15 protein-coding genes and 1 riboswitch are annotated in these 17,002 nt (G+C 46.8%); of the genes, 2 read left to right on the top strand and 13 right to left on the bottom strand.

Annotated features, from left to right (window positions below; translation table 11 throughout):
- Nucleotides 1-57: 57 nt before the first annotated feature.
- A complete protein-coding gene (locus BBR47_RS02620) occupies nucleotides 58-861 on the bottom strand; it encodes a helix-turn-helix domain-containing protein (RefSeq protein ID WP_012684213.1) in 804 nt (267 codons plus the stop codon).
- 115 nt (nucleotides 862-976) lie between these two features.
- Here BBR47_RS02620 and BBR47_RS02615 point away from each other — a divergent pair, with 115 nt between their 5' ends.
- Nucleotides 977-1,426, top strand: coding sequence for an SRPBCC family protein (locus tag BBR47_RS02615; protein WP_012684212.1), 450 nt, complete (start codon nucleotides 977-979; stop codon nucleotides 1,424-1,426).
- Nucleotides 1,427-1,482: 56 nt separating this feature from the next.
- Here BBR47_RS02615 and BBR47_RS02610 read toward each other — a convergent pair whose 3' ends face one another.
- The 8 genes from BBR47_RS02610 to BBR47_RS02575 form a co-directional block, all read right to left on the bottom strand.
- On the bottom strand, nucleotides 1,483-3,129 hold the full coding sequence (locus BBR47_RS02610; protein WP_012684211.1) for a peptide ABC transporter substrate-binding protein: 1,647 nt from the start codon (nucleotides 3,127-3,129) through the stop codon (nucleotides 1,483-1,485).
- A gap of 188 nt (nucleotides 3,130-3,317) precedes the next feature.
- Complete coding sequence (locus tag BBR47_RS02605; protein ID WP_012684210.1) at nucleotides 3,318-4,157, bottom strand: MetQ/NlpA family ABC transporter substrate-binding protein; 840 nt, start codon at nucleotides 4,155-4,157, stop codon at nucleotides 3,318-3,320.
- 60 nt (nucleotides 4,158-4,217) lie between these two features.
- Nucleotides 4,218-4,883 (bottom strand): methionine ABC transporter permease, encoded by a 666-nt coding sequence (locus BBR47_RS02600; protein ID WP_012684209.1) that lies wholly within the window; start codon nucleotides 4,881-4,883, stop codon nucleotides 4,218-4,220.
- Nucleotides 4,884-5,897, bottom strand: coding sequence for a methionine ABC transporter ATP-binding protein (locus tag BBR47_RS02595; protein WP_012684208.1), 1,014 nt, complete (start codon nucleotides 5,895-5,897; stop codon nucleotides 4,884-4,886). It abuts the gene before it with no gap.
- Nucleotides 5,898-5,997: 100 nt separating this feature from the next.
- Nucleotides 5,998-6,113, bottom strand: a riboswitch (SAM riboswitch).
- Nucleotides 6,114-6,220: 107 nt separating this feature from the next.
- Complete coding sequence (locus BBR47_RS02590; RefSeq protein WP_012684207.1) at nucleotides 6,221-7,354, bottom strand: Ger(x)C family spore germination protein; 1,134 nt, start codon at nucleotides 7,352-7,354, stop codon at nucleotides 6,221-6,223.
- Nucleotides 7,354-8,478 (bottom strand): GerAB/ArcD/ProY family transporter, encoded by a 1,125-nt coding sequence (locus BBR47_RS02585; protein ID WP_012684206.1) that lies wholly within the window; start codon nucleotides 8,476-8,478, stop codon nucleotides 7,354-7,356. Before BBR47_RS02585 ends, BBR47_RS02590 begins: the two co-directional genes overlap by 1 nt.
- 11 nt (nucleotides 8,479-8,489) lie before the next feature.
- A complete protein-coding gene (locus tag BBR47_RS02580) occupies nucleotides 8,490-9,941 on the bottom strand; it encodes a spore germination protein (RefSeq protein ID WP_012684205.1) in 1,452 nt (483 codons plus the stop codon).
- Between the two features lie 70 nt (nucleotides 9,942-10,011).
- Nucleotides 10,012-10,998, bottom strand: coding sequence for an LCP family protein (locus tag BBR47_RS02575; RefSeq protein WP_012684204.1), 987 nt, complete (start codon nucleotides 10,996-10,998; stop codon nucleotides 10,012-10,014).
- A 186-nt stretch (nucleotides 10,999-11,184) separates the two neighbouring features.
- Here BBR47_RS02575 and BBR47_RS02570 point away from each other — a divergent pair, with 186 nt between their 5' ends.
- Nucleotides 11,185-12,414, top strand: coding sequence for an MFS transporter (locus BBR47_RS02570; protein WP_012684203.1), 1,230 nt, complete (start codon nucleotides 11,185-11,187; stop codon nucleotides 12,412-12,414).
- Nucleotides 12,415-12,525: 111 nt separating this feature from the next.
- Here BBR47_RS02570 and BBR47_RS02565 read toward each other — a convergent pair whose 3' ends face one another.
- The 4 genes from BBR47_RS02565 to BBR47_RS02545 form a co-directional block, all read right to left on the bottom strand.
- Nucleotides 12,526-13,233, bottom strand: coding sequence for an SDR family oxidoreductase (locus tag BBR47_RS02565; protein ID WP_012684202.1), 708 nt, complete (start codon nucleotides 13,231-13,233; stop codon nucleotides 12,526-12,528).
- A gap of 642 nt (nucleotides 13,234-13,875) precedes the next feature.
- On the bottom strand, nucleotides 13,876-14,304 hold the full coding sequence (locus BBR47_RS02555) for a BrxA/BrxB family bacilliredoxin (RefSeq protein WP_012684201.1): 429 nt from the start codon (nucleotides 14,302-14,304) through the stop codon (nucleotides 13,876-13,878).
- A gap of 79 nt (nucleotides 14,305-14,383) precedes the next feature.
- A complete protein-coding gene (gene rnjA / locus BBR47_RS02550) occupies nucleotides 14,384-16,054 on the bottom strand; it encodes a ribonuclease J1 (RefSeq protein WP_012684200.1) in 1,671 nt (556 codons plus the stop codon).
- Between the two features lie 98 nt (nucleotides 16,055-16,152).
- Nucleotides 16,153-16,923, bottom strand: coding sequence for a hypothetical protein (locus BBR47_RS02545; RefSeq protein ID WP_012684199.1), 771 nt, complete (start codon nucleotides 16,921-16,923; stop codon nucleotides 16,153-16,155).
- Nucleotides 16,924-17,002: the final 79 nt, after the last annotated feature.

Raw genomic sequence — 17,002 nt, 5'->3', positions numbered from 1 at the left:
AAATTTATGCAGCAAGAAACAACCCCTCCAGCCAGAAGGCGAAGGGGTTCACTATGATTAAATTTGGGCTTGTCGATACTCGTTCGGCGCTACACCGACAATTGCTCGAAAATCTCGAATGAAGTGAGAGTGATCGTAGTAGCCTAGAGAGGTAGACAGGTCCAGCCAATCCCGGACCGTTCCTTGGTCAATCTGCTCCGCTGCTTCATGCAATCTGTATCGTTGGATGACCGACTTCGGGCTAACCCCTACATAACGGTCAAACAAGCGCTGCATGGTCCTCATGTTCATACCGGTCAACTGTACGGCATCCTCTACCTTGAGTACGGATCGATCTGCCTGGATCATCCTGACGATTTCACTAATGCGCGCAACATTCGGGTCAGGCTTCGGCAAATGTTCGAATAGAAAGGCTTCTACTCTTTTCATCATTTGCTCATCATTTGGCAGGCTTAGCACTTCTTTCTCAAGCTGGTCAGTGGCAACACCAAACACGGCTTCCAGACTGGTAGAAGTGCCGCTCAGCTTTGATATCGGGGCATTCAGAAACGGATAAAAACCTCCGGGCCTGAATTTTACTCCGAACACCTGACCTTGTCCCTTTAAAAGATGCGAGGAAGTCGTGCGGGCTACACCAAAAATACCACTTGCTCCTTTTTCAAACACCAGATTCACATTGGGATGAGCCAGTACGGTTTGCAAGTGAGGTTGTTCCGTACGCAAATCCCACCGGACGACCCAGTAATGCTGCACGAAGTAGCTGATTCCAGCAGATGGCTCGTATCTGGCCAGCGAAAATTTCTTCTGTCCAATTAAGGCATGCAGTACACCCTTTGGGAGCTTAGCAGTCTGATTTTCCAAGGTGCGCCTCCTGTCGTGTTTTTACAATACACACTACCGATTTCTTCTTATAGTAAGAGTAGTAGTTGGGAGACTTGATTACAATTCCCAAATGAAAAAATGAGGGGGTAAAACGATGGATCTTCGCTTCGATTTCTACATTGGTGCTACGCCAGAGCAGGTCTGGCATGCCCTTACTTCCGATGAAGGCGTAAAGAGCACTTTCTTTGGCTGTACGATTCGCTCAACTTTTCAAGTAGGCGATGAGATGGCTTATGTTGGGCCGGGAAAAGCTGGTGACGACACGGTGCATGTTTACGGGAAAATTTTGCAGTTCGAACCTCATCACATTTTCAGTTTCACTGAACATCCTGGCCCTGCCTATTACGAGAATCATGCGGAATTGCAGTCTCGTGTCACCATTACCTTAGAACCGGTTGGCGGCTGCACCAAGCTGACGCTGATTCAGGATCAATGGACAGAAAATCATCCCTCCCACGCAAGTGCCAGCAACAATTGGCCGATGATGCTCTCGTCGATCAAGACGTATGCGGAGACAGGCAAGACACTTGATTTTGGATTCTAATACAAAAGAATCCCGAGACCAGCAATTTCGTTGGCCTCGGGATTTTTTTCTATTCGTTACTCCGTCATTTCTGCCCACTTGAGGTCGATAAATCCGAGCCCATCTACTTGAACGCCTTTTACCTTGTCACTTTGCACCCACACATCCACATCCGTGAACAGCGGAATCAACGGCATGGCATCCATAAAGATTTGCTCAGCCTCTGCAAACAGCTGCTTGCGTTTCTCTGGATCAGTTTCTACCGATGACTGTTTCAGCAGCTCTTGATAGCGCGGATCTTCCCAGCCCGTGTCGTTGTTGCCTGTTTTGCCATCTCGGAACATTTCCAGGTAGTTCATCGGATCATTAAAGTCTGCATTCCAACCGATACGGCCCATCTCGTAATTAAGTTCATGCATATCCTGCAAATGAACGGCAGCTTCCTTTACCATGATCTTTATATCAATGCCCAGCTTTTGTTTCCATTGGTCCTGAATCGCTTCGGCAATTTTCTTATGTCTGTCGCTTGGATTGTAAGACAAGGTGATCGGCGGCAGCGTTGTCACGTTGAGCTCTTTCATGCCTTCTTCCAGCAGCTTTTTCGCTGTTTCTACATCATTATCCTTGAAGTATCCGTCTTTTTTGATAATCATGGATTGCGGCAACATCCCCATCGTTGGCACCTGTCCGACTTGTGTAATGTTATCTACGATAGTTTGACGATCTACCGAGTATGCCAATGCTTTACGAATTTTCACATTGCTGAGCGGCCCTTTTGTCGTATTCATCTTGTACCAGTACATCGTCGCTTTCGGATGAACAACGAGTTTTCCCGCCTCTTTTAGTGTCGGAATCGCATCGGTGGGAAGTCCACCGAGTGGCTGGCCTGCCCAATCCAGCTCACCGTTCTCGAACATGGACAGCGCTGTATTATCATCCTCGATCATCGCAAACTCAATGCGATCGAGCTTTACTACGTCTTTATCCCAGTAGTGCTCATTCTTTTCAAGCACGATTTTGCTCTTGTGCTCCCACGCTGTCATCTTAAATGGACCGTTGCTTACGTGCGTGGCCGCTTCGTTTGCCCATTTTGGATTAGCCTCCACTACTTTTTGGTTAACTGGGTAGTACGTGTAGAAAGCCGTCAGCTCCAGAAAGTAAGGCGTTGGATTCTCCAGCGTGACTTCCAGTGTTTTGTCATCGATTGCCCTCGCACCGAGTTCGTCGGGGTTCGCCTTGCCTTCGTGAATCGGCTTCGCATTTTTGATGTAGTACAGCTGATAGGCATACTCGGCACCAAAGGTCTTGCCGAGTGCACGCTTCCATGCATATACGAAGTCATGGGCAGTTACCGGGTCTCCATTGCTCCACTTGGAGTCGCGGAGCGTAAACGTATACACCAGTTTGTCATCTGAAAGCTTCACATCGGATGCTACTGAATTCACTGGCTTTGCGTTTGCATCGAAGCGCGTCAAGCCATCAAAAGTAGCACGAATGATCGCTCCCGAAGTAGCATCCTTCGCAAGACCAGGGTCCGCAGTCGATGGCTCACTCACAATGTTCGCCCGAAATACCTGCGACTTTGCATTTGCAGGCTTTTCAGCGGATGCTGCATTTCCCTCTGCTGGAGGGGTTGTCGTCGATGGCGTACTCGTGGAGCATCCAGCTAACACGCTTCCAGCGACCAGCATCGCACCAAGAAACAACTTGAGATTTTGTTTCATCAGAATATTCCCCCTTATCTGTATTTTTCCATTCCAAACACAATATACGCGACCGGAATTGGGTTGAAAACGGGGTTAGTATAGATTTCATTTAATTTTATGAAAATTCACTATATTATAAACAAAAGTAAAACCCAACCAGCTTTTCGGCCAGTTGGGCTTTTGTTGATCGATCAATTTTTTCTAGATTAGAACGCTGGAATAATCGCGCCTTTGTATTCATCTTCAATGAACTTTTTCACTTCAGGTGAGTTCAGTTCTTTTGCCAGCTTTTGAATGGCTTCGGAATCCTTGTTGTCAGGACGAGCTACCAAGAAGTTTGCGTATGGCGTATCTTTATCTTCAATAAACAGAGCGTCTTTGGTGGGAACAAGCTTTGCTTCCAGCGCGTAGTTCGTGTTGATCAGCGCCAAATCTACTTCTTCCAGAACGCGTGGCAGCATTGCTGCTTCTACTTCTTTGAATTTCAGGTTTTTCTTGTTCTCAACAACATCTTTCACTGTACCGCTGATGCCAGCGCCTTCTTTCAGCTTGATCAAGCCGTTTTTCTCCAAGAGTGCGAGTGCGCGACCGCTGTTTGTCGGGTCGTTTGGCAGCGCGATTGTTGCGCCATCAACTAATTCATCTACAGATTTAATTTTTTTGCTGTAAGCGCCGAATGGCTCGATGTGTACAGCCACTACTGGCACCAGGTTCATGTTTTGTCCTTTATTGAAGTCTTCCAGGTAAGGCTTGTGCTGGAAGAAGTTTGCGTCGAGTTGTTTCTCGTTCACTTGAACGTTAGGTTGTACATAATCAGTGAACTCTTGGACTACCAAGTTCACGCCTTGTTCTTTCAGTTTTGGTTGAATGAACTTCAAGATTGCTGCATGTGGAACGGGAGAAGCGCCTACCTTCAATGTTACTTCCTGTTTTCCGCCTTGTGCGCCGCCTTCAGCTGGAGCAGGTGCTGTTTCGGTTTTGCCTCCGCAAGCTGCCAAAGAAAATGCCAATACAGTAGAAAGTACAGATACGACTAGCTTTTTCATGAATGATTTCCCCCTTGCATGTATTTCGTTTTATTTTTTGACAATCTATATGGAAAGATCCTATTTACGGCTGAATTTCAGAACCAGACGGTCCCCCAGCGACTGTAAGATCTGTACCATCACCAGCAAAATAACAACAGTCACAACCATAACATCGGTTTGGAAACGCTGATAACCGTATCGGATCGCCAAGTCACCCAAACCACCACCGCCAATTACCCCAGACATTGCTGTGTAGGAGACCAGTGTTACCGTCGTGATCGTAATACCCGCGATCAAACCGGATCTAGACTCTGGCAAAAGGACATTCCAGACGATCTGCCAATTGGATGCACCCATAGATTGTGCGGCCTCAATCACGCCCTTATCAATCTCACGCAGAGAGGTTTCCACCAAACGTGCGAAAAACGGAGCGGCACCAAATACGAGCGGCGGAATGGCACCTAGTACGCCGAGTGAAGTCCCTACGATCATTTTCGTCACTGGAATCAGCAAGATCATCAGAATGATAAATGGTACCGAGCGCAATACGTTGACAACGAATGATGCAATGGTATAAAAAGTGCGGTTTTGCAAAAGCTGTCCGCGAGAAGTCAAAAACAAAATGATGCCCAACGGCAAACCAATCAGGACGGTAAACAGAGTGGAGAAGCCAAGCATCGTGAGCGTGTCCATCGTACCTTCGCCGATTTCAGCCCAATCCACATTTTCGAATGTCCAGTCCATTTATATCACCTCTACTTCCAAGCCACGTTGGCGCAGCGTCTCGATGGTCTTTTGATTCTGTGCGACATCGCCTTCCAGCTCGATCACTAACTGACCATACGGCGTATCTTTCATGCGAGAAATCGTTCCCTGCAAAATACTAAACACCGTACCTGTCTCTTGCATCGTTTGGAAAAGGATTGGCTGGTACGTTTTTTCTCCGAGGAAGGTGACACGAGCAATCGTGCGGTTCCCCGAAGCCTTTTCGTGCTCGACCGCTTCGCGCAGCTCTGTAGAATCGGCTACTTGCTCCACGAATTCTTGTGTCGTTGGATGCTTTGGACGAAGGAATACATCTAGTACGTTACCCGATTCGACGATCTTTCCTCCATCAATCACGCCGACACGATCACAAATGGAGCGAATGACGTGCATCTCGTGGGTAATCAACACAATGGTCAAGCCCAGCTTGCGGTTGATGTCCAAGAGCAGTGCCAGAATGGAGTTCGTCGTCTGCGGATCGAGAGCTGATGTCGCTTCGTCGCAGAGCAGCACTTTTGGATCATTCGCGAGCGCACGGGCGATCCCGACACGCTGCTTCTGTCCGCCAGACAGCTGAGACGGATATTTGTCCTTATGTGCCTCCAAGCCAACCAGCTTCAGCAGCTCGTTTACTTTCTTATCAATCTCTGCCTTCGAACGCTTTGCCAGCTTGAGCGGAAAAGCAACATTTTCGCCGACCGTCGAAGAAGACAGCAAGTTGAAATGCTGAAAAATCATGCCGATTGCGCGGCGCTTTTCTTGCAGCTTCCCTTCATCCAGCTTCGTCAAATCGACGCCGTCCACAATAACTTCCCCCGAAGTTGGGCGCTCTAGCAAATTGATGCACCGGATCAACGTACTTTTCCCTGCACCAGAGTGTCCGATAATCCCGTATATTTCGCCTTGCTCTATGGAAAGGTCGATCCCCGTTAACGCTGGGATGGTTTTACCTTGTACTTGATAGCTTTTATGCAAATGACGCAGTTGGATCAACGCATCCACCTCCCGACCATAATCTTGATAAAAATATAAAAACCCCTTTTTCACAAACGAAAAAGGGGCTGCAACGCAATGTATACGTTCGCATCCACCCTTCTCATCTGTACAAGATCCAAAAATCCTGTAGGAATTGGCACCGCGACGTTCATTCGAAAATGAACCGGCTGCCGGGCTTCATAGGGCCTGTCCCTCCGCCTCTCTTGATAAGAAAGATATCTACGTATATTATGTTCGTTTTTTCTATTTCTTGATGATACAAAACGGATTATATCCTTTTTGAAAATATCACGTCAATAGTAATAGCAGGAAAAAGTTTTTTAATCCATGACGCCGTTGCGGATGATGGTTGACTTTATGTGGAAGCGAAATGTCGCTTCTTTGAACATCTTTCTCCATTCAGCCTGCGTCATATTTGCCTTGCCCCTTCTATTTGAGCGATACACGATCCCGAAACCAGCGGGATCGACATTGAGGTCCTGCAATTTATGCACTACTTTCTGCAGTTCTTTTCCAAGCTCTTCTTCCAGTGCATGTTCCATGATTTTCATCAACCTGGCATTCTCTAGCTTCAGCGGGAGGGTTAATTCCAAAATCCGCGCATTTAATCGGATGTGAATATCAAAGATCGGGGGAGATACTTGGGTCAGCTCGATTTTTGAATGGCTGGAAATCGTGTCAAAGACAAGCTGCACACGGTCTTTTTTACTTCCGCGATTCTTGGGCATCTCGCCAAAAATATGAGCAGGGACAGAAGTATCGTAGCTGCCAATGCGGAATTTTCCATGCATGAGCTTGATTAAAAAGGCTTCCTTGGGTGTGATCCACCCTACATAACGCTCCCCTCGAAATAATGCGATCCCCTTGATTTGCAGCTCATTTCCCTTTCTTGCAATGAACGGCATGATCGGGTCTATTCCTTTGTCATAATAAGACCGAAAAAACTCATGCATAGTGGAAGACGGAATTTTTTCCCCTTCAATATTTTGCTCAATCATACGGTATAAATAGATTCCGATATTCCCTTCTTCAGAATAGGGATGCGTTAACATATCATATGTTTCGCCTTCAAATAAGCAAAGATAAACCCTGCTGGAAATAGAGGAATCCCGATACAACGTGTCAACGATACTACCAAGTCCACGCTTTGCCAATTTTTCATTGTAGAGTGCGACACGAATTTGCCCACCCAATACTCTTTTATCTGATTGTAAATTTATCCGATCCCGAATTCCCTTGCTGGTTTCACCGATGGCTGAAAAAACCTGTATCTTTTCTTTCGCCTCTGGATTAATGGAAGGCATAATTGCTGTCCCCCGAACGTCCCCATCCTTTAACAGATCATAGCCGACAGCCGTGGCAAGTCCTGTCTCATCAAAAATTTGCCGATCTGAACAGCCTGCCAGGACAAGGATACATGAACACCACAACGCCAAAAGACGCTTAGGCAGCATCAGGCACTCTCTCCTTTGCTGGTTGGTTTCACCCTTTGCTTTCGTTTCTTCAGCCAGACCATCAGGTACAAAAAATAGGGGTACACGTAAATAATGTACAGAGTTATATGCGAGTAAATAGTCGTCATCCGACTCATCTGCTGTCTGGAAAGCAGCGACAAGGAGGCTACATAGATCACGGGTATAATCCAATACAACGAATGACGTAGATTGAATCCGAACAAGCGCTTGAGACCTCGGGCAGAAGCCCACAAATACAGCATAATATTCGGCAAGATCACGAGAAGCCATAACGAAATGACAACCAGTTCAAACCTTTCCAGAATAGGGAGGTACACCATCTTTTGCATATTGAGTGTCGCCCAGATCGTTCTCATGAGCTGACCCTGACTAAAAAAGACCAGTGCCACAATCATGACAAACAAATAGATCAGATACGTCACCAACACCGCCAACTGTACACTTTTGTGTACCCTCTCTTTATTTTGTAAATAAGGATAGACAACGTAGAGAATCTCAAAGCCGGCACTGGTCAAAGACATGGCAATCATTCCATTGAAAAGGTTCTCCAAGCTGGTGTCCATGACAGGAAACAAATATTCCCACCTGGCAAATTTCAAAGGAAAATATAACTCAAATATCATCCATATCGTGACCATAAAGGAAAAAAACGCATAGCCTGCTACGACTCTTATCCCCCCTACGACTGTGTAAAACGCTAGAAACAGGATAATCCCTGACAGAACCCACGTTGGTAAATTCGGAAACATCCAGGTTTGGACAACTTCAATGTAGGTACGTAAAATGACTCCAGCTGACACAAAAAAATAGGTCAAATAAATGATGCTTATGCCTGTTCCCAGCCACTTTCCAAACACATCTTCCTGAATTCCGTAAATATCGGCTGAAGGGTATTTTTGCAAGGTCTTGTTAATGATCATCACTGTAAGATGAGTAAACAAAGCTGCGAGTATGACAGATATCCAAGCATCATGCCCCGCCTCCTTGGCAATGATTCGTTGGAAGCCCAAAATGCCCATCCCTATCTGCGTGCCATGCACAAGAACCCCTGCAAGAAATGCCGTTATCGTATTGTCCTTACTTACATCGATGTTGATCTTCATGGCCGCCTCGCTTACTCGTCAATGTCTTTCTTCTCTTTGGCTCTATCCCTGTCAAAGCGCGATATTCGTTTTGGGTTAAAAAACTTGAGACGTTCCGAAAGGGAGGATAAGGGAGCCCGTATAAAGCCATCCTTCCAATCTGAAAATCGCACGGGATAAATCGGATACATATACGGACGCCCCAAGCTGGTCTGACGAAGCAAGTGACTGGCCAAAAAACTAAATCCGACCACAATGCCTAATGCACCTAGCACACCTGCCAGAAAAATCATCGGAAAACGAACCACCCGGATCGTAGAACCGATCATATAGCTAGGCGCGATAAAGGATGACAAAGCGCCGAGGGCAACGATAATAATCAAAATATTGCTCGTGAATCCGGCCTGAACGATAGCTTGTCCGATAACAATACCGCCCACAATACCAATCGTCTGACCGACCTTGGTCGGCAGTCTCGCTCCCGCTTCCCGCAAAAGCTCAATAATCAGCTCCATCAAAAGGGCCTCCCACAACGGCGGGAACGGTACCCGAGAGCGTGATTGCGCGAGCGAAAGCAAGAGGTCAGCTGGAACCATCTCGTAATGATAGGTCAGGGCTGCCACATAGATCGGCGTGAGGATTAGGGACAAAATCATGGCAAAGGTGCGCATGAGCCTGTTGAAGGTAGCAAGACTCCAACGCAAGTAATAGTCATCTGGTGACTGAAAAAATTGCAACAGGGTGGTAGGCCCGAGCAGAGCGAATGGGCTCCCCTCCACGAGTATGGCAATCTGCCCTTGTCGCAAACCGTGTATAGCACGGTCTGGACGCTCTGTTTGCTGAAGCGTAGGAAATAATGATTTCTCATTGTCCGCGATATGCTGAGCCAGTATGGTGGAATCCAGACTGGTGTCTAATTCCAGATCATTAATCCGTTGACGTACCGTATTCACATTTTCCTCATCGGCCGTCCCACTCAAATACAGCATCGACACATTCATCGGTATGGTTTTCCCCACGCTCAATCGTTCATGGAACAGTCTTGGGGTAGACATATATTTGCGAATGATACAGATGTTCACATTCAGCTCTTCTACAAAGGCGATCTGTGGGCCGAGTACAACTGTTTCGATTTCCGGCGCTTGAATGTTTCTGCCAACTGTGCCATCACTGGGGAACGCCAAGCCATAGGACGATTCCTCTACTTGAATAACAATATGGCCGCTGAGTAAACGCTCAATGGCTTCCCCATCATCGAAGACTCGGTTGCTGCTAGACACTCCTAGATGCTGAGCAATCACTGCAATTTCGCTTTCTTCCAAACAAATCTCGCGCAGCTTCGGGATGAGCTCGCTGTAAACAACCTTGGCATCTGCCATGGTCGATAAATAGAAAAGTCGCACGCGGCCTTCAGGTTCATCGATATGTTCAGTGACCAAGTCGCTTGTATGTGTAAACCAATTACGTGCACTCTCCCGATCCATCTACACTGTCACCTCAGCACTTAGAAAATCATGGTTAGTCTTTCCTAAAAAATACAAAAAAACAGCACGCTTAGTTTTGCGTGCTGCTTTTCTTTTCTCCCACAGGTTGATCTGATGCTTCGGTAGGAGGTGCGATTTTTTCTTGGATAAACGACTGAACCTGATCGACATCCGGAACCAGAACTGAACCTGCACGGTGGGACTCACGGAACATCCCCATTGGTGGCAATTGATAGTTACCTGGTTCTAACGTATTCAATTTTAATCCGAGTGCAGACAGCTTCAGCATGTCCACTGAGCTAATATTGGTTTGAACATACGGTGTTACTTCCTTCAAAATGGTAGGAAGCTGCATCAGCGTCGTACCATTTTTCATCTGATCCACGACTGCCGTCATTAATTTCCGCTGACGCTCCGTCCGTGTATAATCGGAGGTCGCATCATGGCGGAAACGAACATATTGCAAAGCTTTGTCTCCATTCAGCTTTTGCAGACCTTTTTTCAGATTAATATCGTAGACACCTTTGTCTGTCGGGTCATGATAATACATGTTTTTTTCTACATCGATCTGGACTCCACCTACTGCATCAATCAAAGCCTTGAAACCTTCAAAGTCAGTAATGACGTAACGATCTACTTGAAGTCCAGTGAACTGACTAACCGTTTCCATTGCCAGCTCAGGTCCACCTTCTACAATCGCAGAGTTGATCCGCGAGCTACCTCTACCGGGAATATCTACATACGTATCACGCAGAATTGAAAACATGTCATAACGTTTCCCCGTAGGATCGATGCTGACCAGCATCATAGAGTCAGAACGAGGCAGCCCGTTATTTTTCATCCCTCTGCGGTCTACTCCCATCAGCAGAATATTGACACGTTCCTTGCCATCCCACTCTGGTATTTCCGCGGCTTTGGTGGAATTCCCACCACTAGGCGGTGCGATATTGGGCTCTTGAATATTTTGAGCAAATTGATAAAAAGAGTATCCGTAATATCCAGCTGTCGTAGCTATCACGACAAGCAAAAGAAGCAACACTCGTTTCCATATTTTCATAAAGTCCACCTTTATTCTCTCTATCCTCAGTTGATGTCATCTCTCCACTTTGATTAGTATACTCGAATTTGCGGAAAGTGGAGCAGCCTTTATTTGGGTACCTGTGACATTATAAACATTTCATTTTACAAAGTTTAGAATATTCGCTATACTGTTCTTATCCTTACTGATAAGGGGTGCATTCGCGTGATATCACCGTCAGTTTTCCTCAATCGCTATCCACGTGAGGCCATTTTCTTCCTCATCGCCAGCTTTATTAACTCCTCCGGGAGCGCTTTTATGTGGCCACTTACTACCTTATACGTACATACCATTTTGCAACGCTCGATGACGGAAGCCGGATTCGTCCTGATGATCCAATCTCTCGCTGGCATCTTCGGCCAATTCATCGGCGGATCGTTGTTTCATCGACTAGGTGCCAAGCGGCTTATTGTCGGCGCATTGATCTTTCAAGGTCTTATTCAATTTTCTATTCCTTTCGTTCAGAGTTGGCCTGCCTACCTGATTCTCATGATGGGGCTTGGTTTTACCTTCAACCTGTCGTTTCCAGCGATTCAGGCATTTATTGGTTTCCGCTGGAAGGAGCAGCGTCGTGAATTATTTAACATCGTCTACGTCGGCAATAATTTGGGGATGGCAATCGGAACCGCGTTGGCTGGCGTCATTGCCACTTTATCCTTCCAGCTTACTTTTTGGTTCAACAGCACGAGCACCTTATTGTTTGCCTTGTTCTTCTTCCTTTTTATGAAGAATATATCCCATCAGGAGCTGGTCGGAGAAAACCTGGAAGAACAGCAAAAGCATCACGTAAAAAACAGCTTTACCCTGCTATTCCGCTACCAATTGTACTTGTTTATGGCATTGGGCGCAGCATTGATTTTCTTTTCGAATACGGTATGGAACACCGGCGTTGCTCCTTATATTACCGAACAAGGCATGCCGCTGTCTTCGTATAGCTGGCTGTGGACGATCAACGGGATTATCATTTTTGCCGGGCAGCCCATCACTTCCTGGATCAAGCGGCTGTTGAATCAGAGCTTGTCTGCCCAACTCGTCGTCAGTGCCATCGCGTATGCTGTCGGTTTTGGGTGTATGCTTGTCTACCACGGTAGTTATTACGCATTTGTTGTCGGAATGGTTATCACTACGTTTGGAGAAATGCTCATCTCGCCAACTATCCCTACTTTTATATCGGAAAAAACCGGAGAGAATGCACCCTTTTATTTGGGGGTCGTAGGGGCGATTACAACTGGTGGAAGGCTCTTGGGGCCGCTGGCTATGGGGTTCATGTATGACCATGGTGGCATTCATCCAACTTTGTTCTTGGCAACGCTTGTCTCTGCGGGTTCGGTCCTGCTCTGTCTGTTACACGCTTATTTTCATCGGGAAAATCGAGCAGAGGTTGCTAAATACTGATTTCAATTGCAAAAAAGCCGCCTGATCCTTTTACAGGAACGAGCGGCTTTTTGGTTGAACTCAATCTGTCGAGGGCATTCTCGACAGCTAATAAAACAATGGCAACGATATTCAGTTAGTTCTTTTTCTCACGGGTGGGCAGGTAAGCGACTTTCCATTGTCTTGCGGACCAAGGCCGATGATGTACGGTACCGCCACACGGCTCCACTCTACCGGATTTGGTGCGCTGTCCACATCTTCTGGCGAGCATGAACGGAGCATGGCAGTATCGATACTGCCTCCTGGATCAAGCGTCACGGCGGCCATTCCCTCAGGCAATTCGGCTGCCAATGATTGCGTCAATCCTTCGATGGCGAACTTCGAAGCGCAGTATGGCGATAAAAACGCTTCCCCATATCTTCCCCAGTATGAGCTGATATTGACGACGACTCCTCCATTTGCGCGCTGAACCATAAACGGTAAAAAGGCGCGAATTACATAGAAAACACCATTCACGTTGATGTCCATGACTCTCGAAAACTCATTTGCCTCAAGACCAATGACTGGGCTGTTCCGGTTTATAATAGAAGCATTGTTAATCAACAGATCGGGAACGCCCACCTCGGCTCTGACTTCCTCTGCCCACTTTTCCACTTGCTCCATGACCGAAACGTCGACGACAGAAAAATGATGCTGTTCTCCGAATTGCTCTCGCAATCCTTGCACCTCTTTTTCCGAACGACCGCAGCCTGCAACTGTCCAGCCTGCTTCGTGAAAACGCTCGACCATTTCCCTGCCCAAACCACGTGTCACGCCTGTAATCACTACCAGCTTGTTCATTTTCTCTCCCCCTCCATTATTATACTTATTAAATATTTTAGTATAATAACAAAAGGAAATCAATCCCAAGAGATTTGAGTTTGGGCTGTAGTGGTGGGGAGGAAACAGGAGAAAACGCTCAGATTCTAGGTCCACCCACTGGGGGATTGACTGCCCGACTCCATGCAAAAAGCGAAACCGCGTCCAAAGTGGTCCTTTCAGGATGTGCTTTCAGAGGTGGACGCTTAAGGGCGTGTTTCGCTTTTTGCATTGCGTCTCGGTCGGTGTCCCTAAGATCTTCGCTGTTTTCTCCTGTTTCCTCTACGAGCTTTCCGTGTTTACCCCGCTTTTTAAAGCTTTGAAAGAATGAAGAAATGTCCTCAGTAACGACAGTGAAGAATATTTCCAGGCGTAGCGACTTGTGGAGTCCTACCGAGCGGAGAAGGGATTCGCGGGCAACAGAAACGCAACCGTGCCCATACGGCGTAGCGGCTACCACTTTTGCGTTTCCCCGCGAATCCCTTCGGAGCGGACAGTCTTAACCCTCATATGGACGGAGCCTAGAGCCTAGACTGGAAATATTCTTCTCTTCACTACAGCCCCATTTCAAGTCTGTAAAAAAAGACGCCCGTTACCGGGCGCCTCGTGATGTTTCGTACTTTCTTATTTGTAAGTGTCGTAAGCGTTGGTCAACAAGCCAGCGATTGTTGCCAGTTCGTTGTTCTCGATTTGATGACGCTCGATCATGGTCATGATTTTGCCGTCTTTCATGATCGCGAAGGATGGGGAAGACGGTGCATAGCCTTCGAAATACTCACGAGCTTTTGCTGTCGCTTCCTTGTCTTGACCTGCGAATACCGTGAAGATGTTATCCGGTTTTGTAGCGTGATTCAAGGAATGTACAACCGCTGGACGAGCGAGTCCTGCTGCACAGCCACAAACCGAGTTCACAACAACAAGTGTCAGGCCTTTTGCATTTGGCAGTGCTTGCTCTACTTCTTCAGCAGTGCGAAGCTCTTGAAAACCGTTGCGTGTCAACTCATCGCGCATTGGTTGAATTACTTGGCTCATATATGCTTCATAAGACATCATTGGGCAATCTCTCCTTTGTATCACGTGTTCAACTTACTTATTATTATACCCCGACTGCGCCTACCCGAGAAAGCAGAAGCTACACTTCCATCAAAATGGTAAGAATCATTGGGTTACGGCCTGTTTTTTCATAAATGAACGGCTTGATCACTTCATTAATCTGTGACTTCAACTCAGACCATTCCTTGATTTTCTTATCCAACGCTTCTTGCAGACGCCCACGAACGAGCTGTGTCGCTTCCTGAATCAAGGATTCTGAACCGCGTACGTATACGAACCCGCGGCTCACGATATCTGGGCCCGTCAAAATTTTGAAGTTCTTCATATCCAGGCTGACAACTACAACCATCAAGCCATCCTCTGCCAAATGCTTGCGATCGCGCAGAACGATATTGCCGACGTCGCCTACACCGCTGCCATCAATGAGGACAATCCCTGCTTGTACTTTGCTGAGCCACGCTTTTTCGCGGTTGCAATTCAGCACTTCGCCGTTGTCCATAATAAAGATGTTGCTCTCCTCGATCCCAACCTGTTGGGCCAGCTTGGAGTGAGTCTTGAGCATCCGGTATTCCCCGTGGATCGGGATGAAATATTTCGGACGAATGAAGTTGAGCATGAGCTTCAATTCTTCACTGCTGCCATGTCCAGATGCGTGGATGTCAAACGCATGACTCAATACCACGTTGGCACCTGCACGGTACAGCTTGTCTATCGTGCGACTGACGTTGATTGTGTTCCCAGGAATCGGGGATGCGGAAATGATAACCGTATCTTCTGGATAAATGGAAACAGTACGGTGCGATCCGGAAGCAATTCGGGTCAACGCTGCCATCGGCTCACCTTGACTACCCGTGCAAATAATAAGCACTTGGTTGTCCGCGTAGTTGTCGATGTGCTTAATATCAATCAACATGCCCTCTGGCATTTGGATGTAACCCAGCTCTTGTCCAATCAAGAAAACCTTTTCCATACTGCGGCCAATAACCGCCACTTTGCGATTGCATTGCTCGGCAGCGTCTACCACCTGTTGCAGGCGATGCACGTTGGAAGCAAAGGTAGCCAGGATGATGCGTCCACGCGCTTTGCGTACCACATCGAGAATCCCTTCCCCTACCGTTCTCTCCGACATCGTAAATCCAGGACGCTCACTGTTCGTACTGTCGGACAAAAGCGCCAAGACGTCTCCACTCGCACCAATGCGTGCAATTTTTCCGTACTCCGTTGTTTGTCCGACTGGTGTCATGTCAAACTTGAAGTCACCCGTGTGAATGACCATTCCCTCTGGTGTATAGAGCACAACTCCCAGGGAATCCGGAATACTGTGGTTCGTACGGAAGAATGTCGCCTTCAGCTTGGCAAAAGGAATTTCCGTATCTTCCGAAATTGGAATCAGCTTCACTTCATTTTGCAAACGGTGCTCTTCCAGCTTCGCCTTGACCAAGCCCAGGGTCAGACGACCACCGTAGATCGGCACCTTAATTTGCCGTAAAATATAAGGAATCGCACCAATGTGATCCTCATGTCCGTGCGTTAACAAAAGTGCTTTGATCTTGTGCTGGTTATCCTTCAGATAAGAAATATCCGGGATAACCAGATCAATACCAAACATTTCATTCTCGGGGAATTTCACCCCGCAGTCAATGATGATGATTTCGTCCTCATACTCGACGCAGTACATATTTTTTCCGATCTCGCCGAGGCCGCCCATCGCGAAAATCTTAACGTCGCTCAATCTCTTTCCTCCTAACATCGTCGTGCATGATTATGGGAATCCGAACCAAGCATGCCATTCTTATTATATCACAACGTAAGACGTTCGTTTCACCCAGTCTTGTCTATTCCACACATTCATCTTCGGTCAATAATCGAATACTGATACTCCAAATCGGCAACTCGTTCATCGGTAACGGCACTAGCTCTCGCCCAGAAATCGTGCTTCGCATAAGAATCCCCCGTCCATACCTCCGTTATTTCTCCTGAAGCGAGCTTTAACGGTATGGCCTCGACCTCTTTTAATACGTTGCCGCTTTTGTTTTTCAATCGCAGCTTTAGATCGATCTCCACCCGCTGGTCCGACTGATTTCGTACCAGGATGAGACTTGAATACGGATACCCGACACAATTTTTGGTACACTCTTGTCTGCTGTATACGAGGGCGAGATCAATAGGCTTCTCGTTGTCCATCTTGGCCTCTTTCCACTGGTCTTTTGCTTTTTGTACGACGATCACGTACTCCGCTTTCTTCAAAAAGGGACCCATCCCTAAAAAGGCAGCAGCAAAAAAACTAAACAAACCAAAAGCTGTGCATAGAAAAACGAGGTTCATCTTCCAAAACTGTTTTCTCATCGTGATCAAAAAGCCAATATACAGGAGAATACAAACAAACACCAACAGGATACAAAAATAGAAAAAGACCTCTAAATCGGACTCTGTAGGTAACACGGGAATGCCATACTTCACTTGCCAATATACATTCGCGGCAAAGCAGCCTCCGTAAATCAATACGGCTGAAGCAATCGTCAGCCCCCATTTTTTCCAGAAAGGAGGCTTTTGAAAAATCGCCGTAAGAACCCCCACCAAAACAGGAACGCCAAATAAGGGAATGAGCAAGTAATGCATCGAATACCCCCCGTACTTCATTGTCATTATTTTCTACGAATGATATTCCGAAAAGTCTTCAAAATACATGGCAAACCAT

It is taken from the genome of Brevibacillus brevis NBRC 100599 (assembly GCF_000010165.1).
GTDB lineage: Bacteria > Bacillota > Bacilli > Brevibacillales > Brevibacillaceae > Brevibacillus > Brevibacillus brevis_D.
The sequence above is the reverse complement of the archived record's forward strand: the minus strand, read 5'-3'. Positions and strand labels throughout refer to the sequence as shown.

Coding starts and splice junctions, on each gene's coding strand:
- BBR47_RS02615 (WP_012684212.1), top strand. CDS start 977: ATGGATCTTCGCTTCGATTTCTACATTGGTGCTACGCCAGAGCAGGTC.
- BBR47_RS02610 (WP_012684211.1), bottom strand. CDS start 3,129: ATGAAACAAAATCTCAAGTTGTTTCTTGGTGCGATGCTGGTCGCTGGA.
- BBR47_RS02605 (WP_012684210.1), bottom strand. CDS start 4,157: ATGAAAAAGCTAGTCGTATCTGTACTTTCTACTGTATTGGCATTTTCT.
- BBR47_RS02600 (WP_012684209.1), bottom strand. CDS start 4,883: ATGGACTGGACATTCGAAAATGTGGATTGGGCTGAAATCGGCGAAGGT.
- BBR47_RS02590 (WP_012684207.1), bottom strand. CDS start 7,354: ATGCTGCCTAAGCGTCTTTTGGCGTTGTGGTGTTCATGTATCCTTGTC.
- BBR47_RS02585 (WP_012684206.1), bottom strand. CDS start 8,478: ATGAAGATCAACATCGATGTAAGTAAGGACAATACGATAACGGCATTT.
- BBR47_RS02580 (WP_012684205.1), bottom strand. CDS start 9,941: ATGGATCGGGAGAGTGCACGTAATTGGTTTACACATACAAGCGACTTG.
- BBR47_RS02575 (WP_012684204.1), bottom strand. CDS start 10,998: ATGAAAATATGGAAACGAGTGTTGCTTCTTTTGCTTGTCGTGATAGCT.
- BBR47_RS02565 (WP_012684202.1), bottom strand. CDS start 13,233: ATGAACAAGCTGGTAGTGATTACAGGCGTGACACGTGGTTTGGGCAGG.
- BBR47_RS02555 (WP_012684201.1), bottom strand. CDS start 14,304: ATGATGTCTTATGAAGCATATATGAGCCAAGTAATTCAACCAATGCGC.
- rnjA (WP_012684200.1), bottom strand. CDS start 16,054: ATGTTAGGAGGAAAGAGATTGAGCGACGTTAAGATTTTCGCGATGGGC.
- BBR47_RS02545 (WP_012684199.1), bottom strand. CDS start 16,923: ATGCATTACTTGCTCATTCCCTTATTTGGCGTTCCTGTTTTGGTGGGG.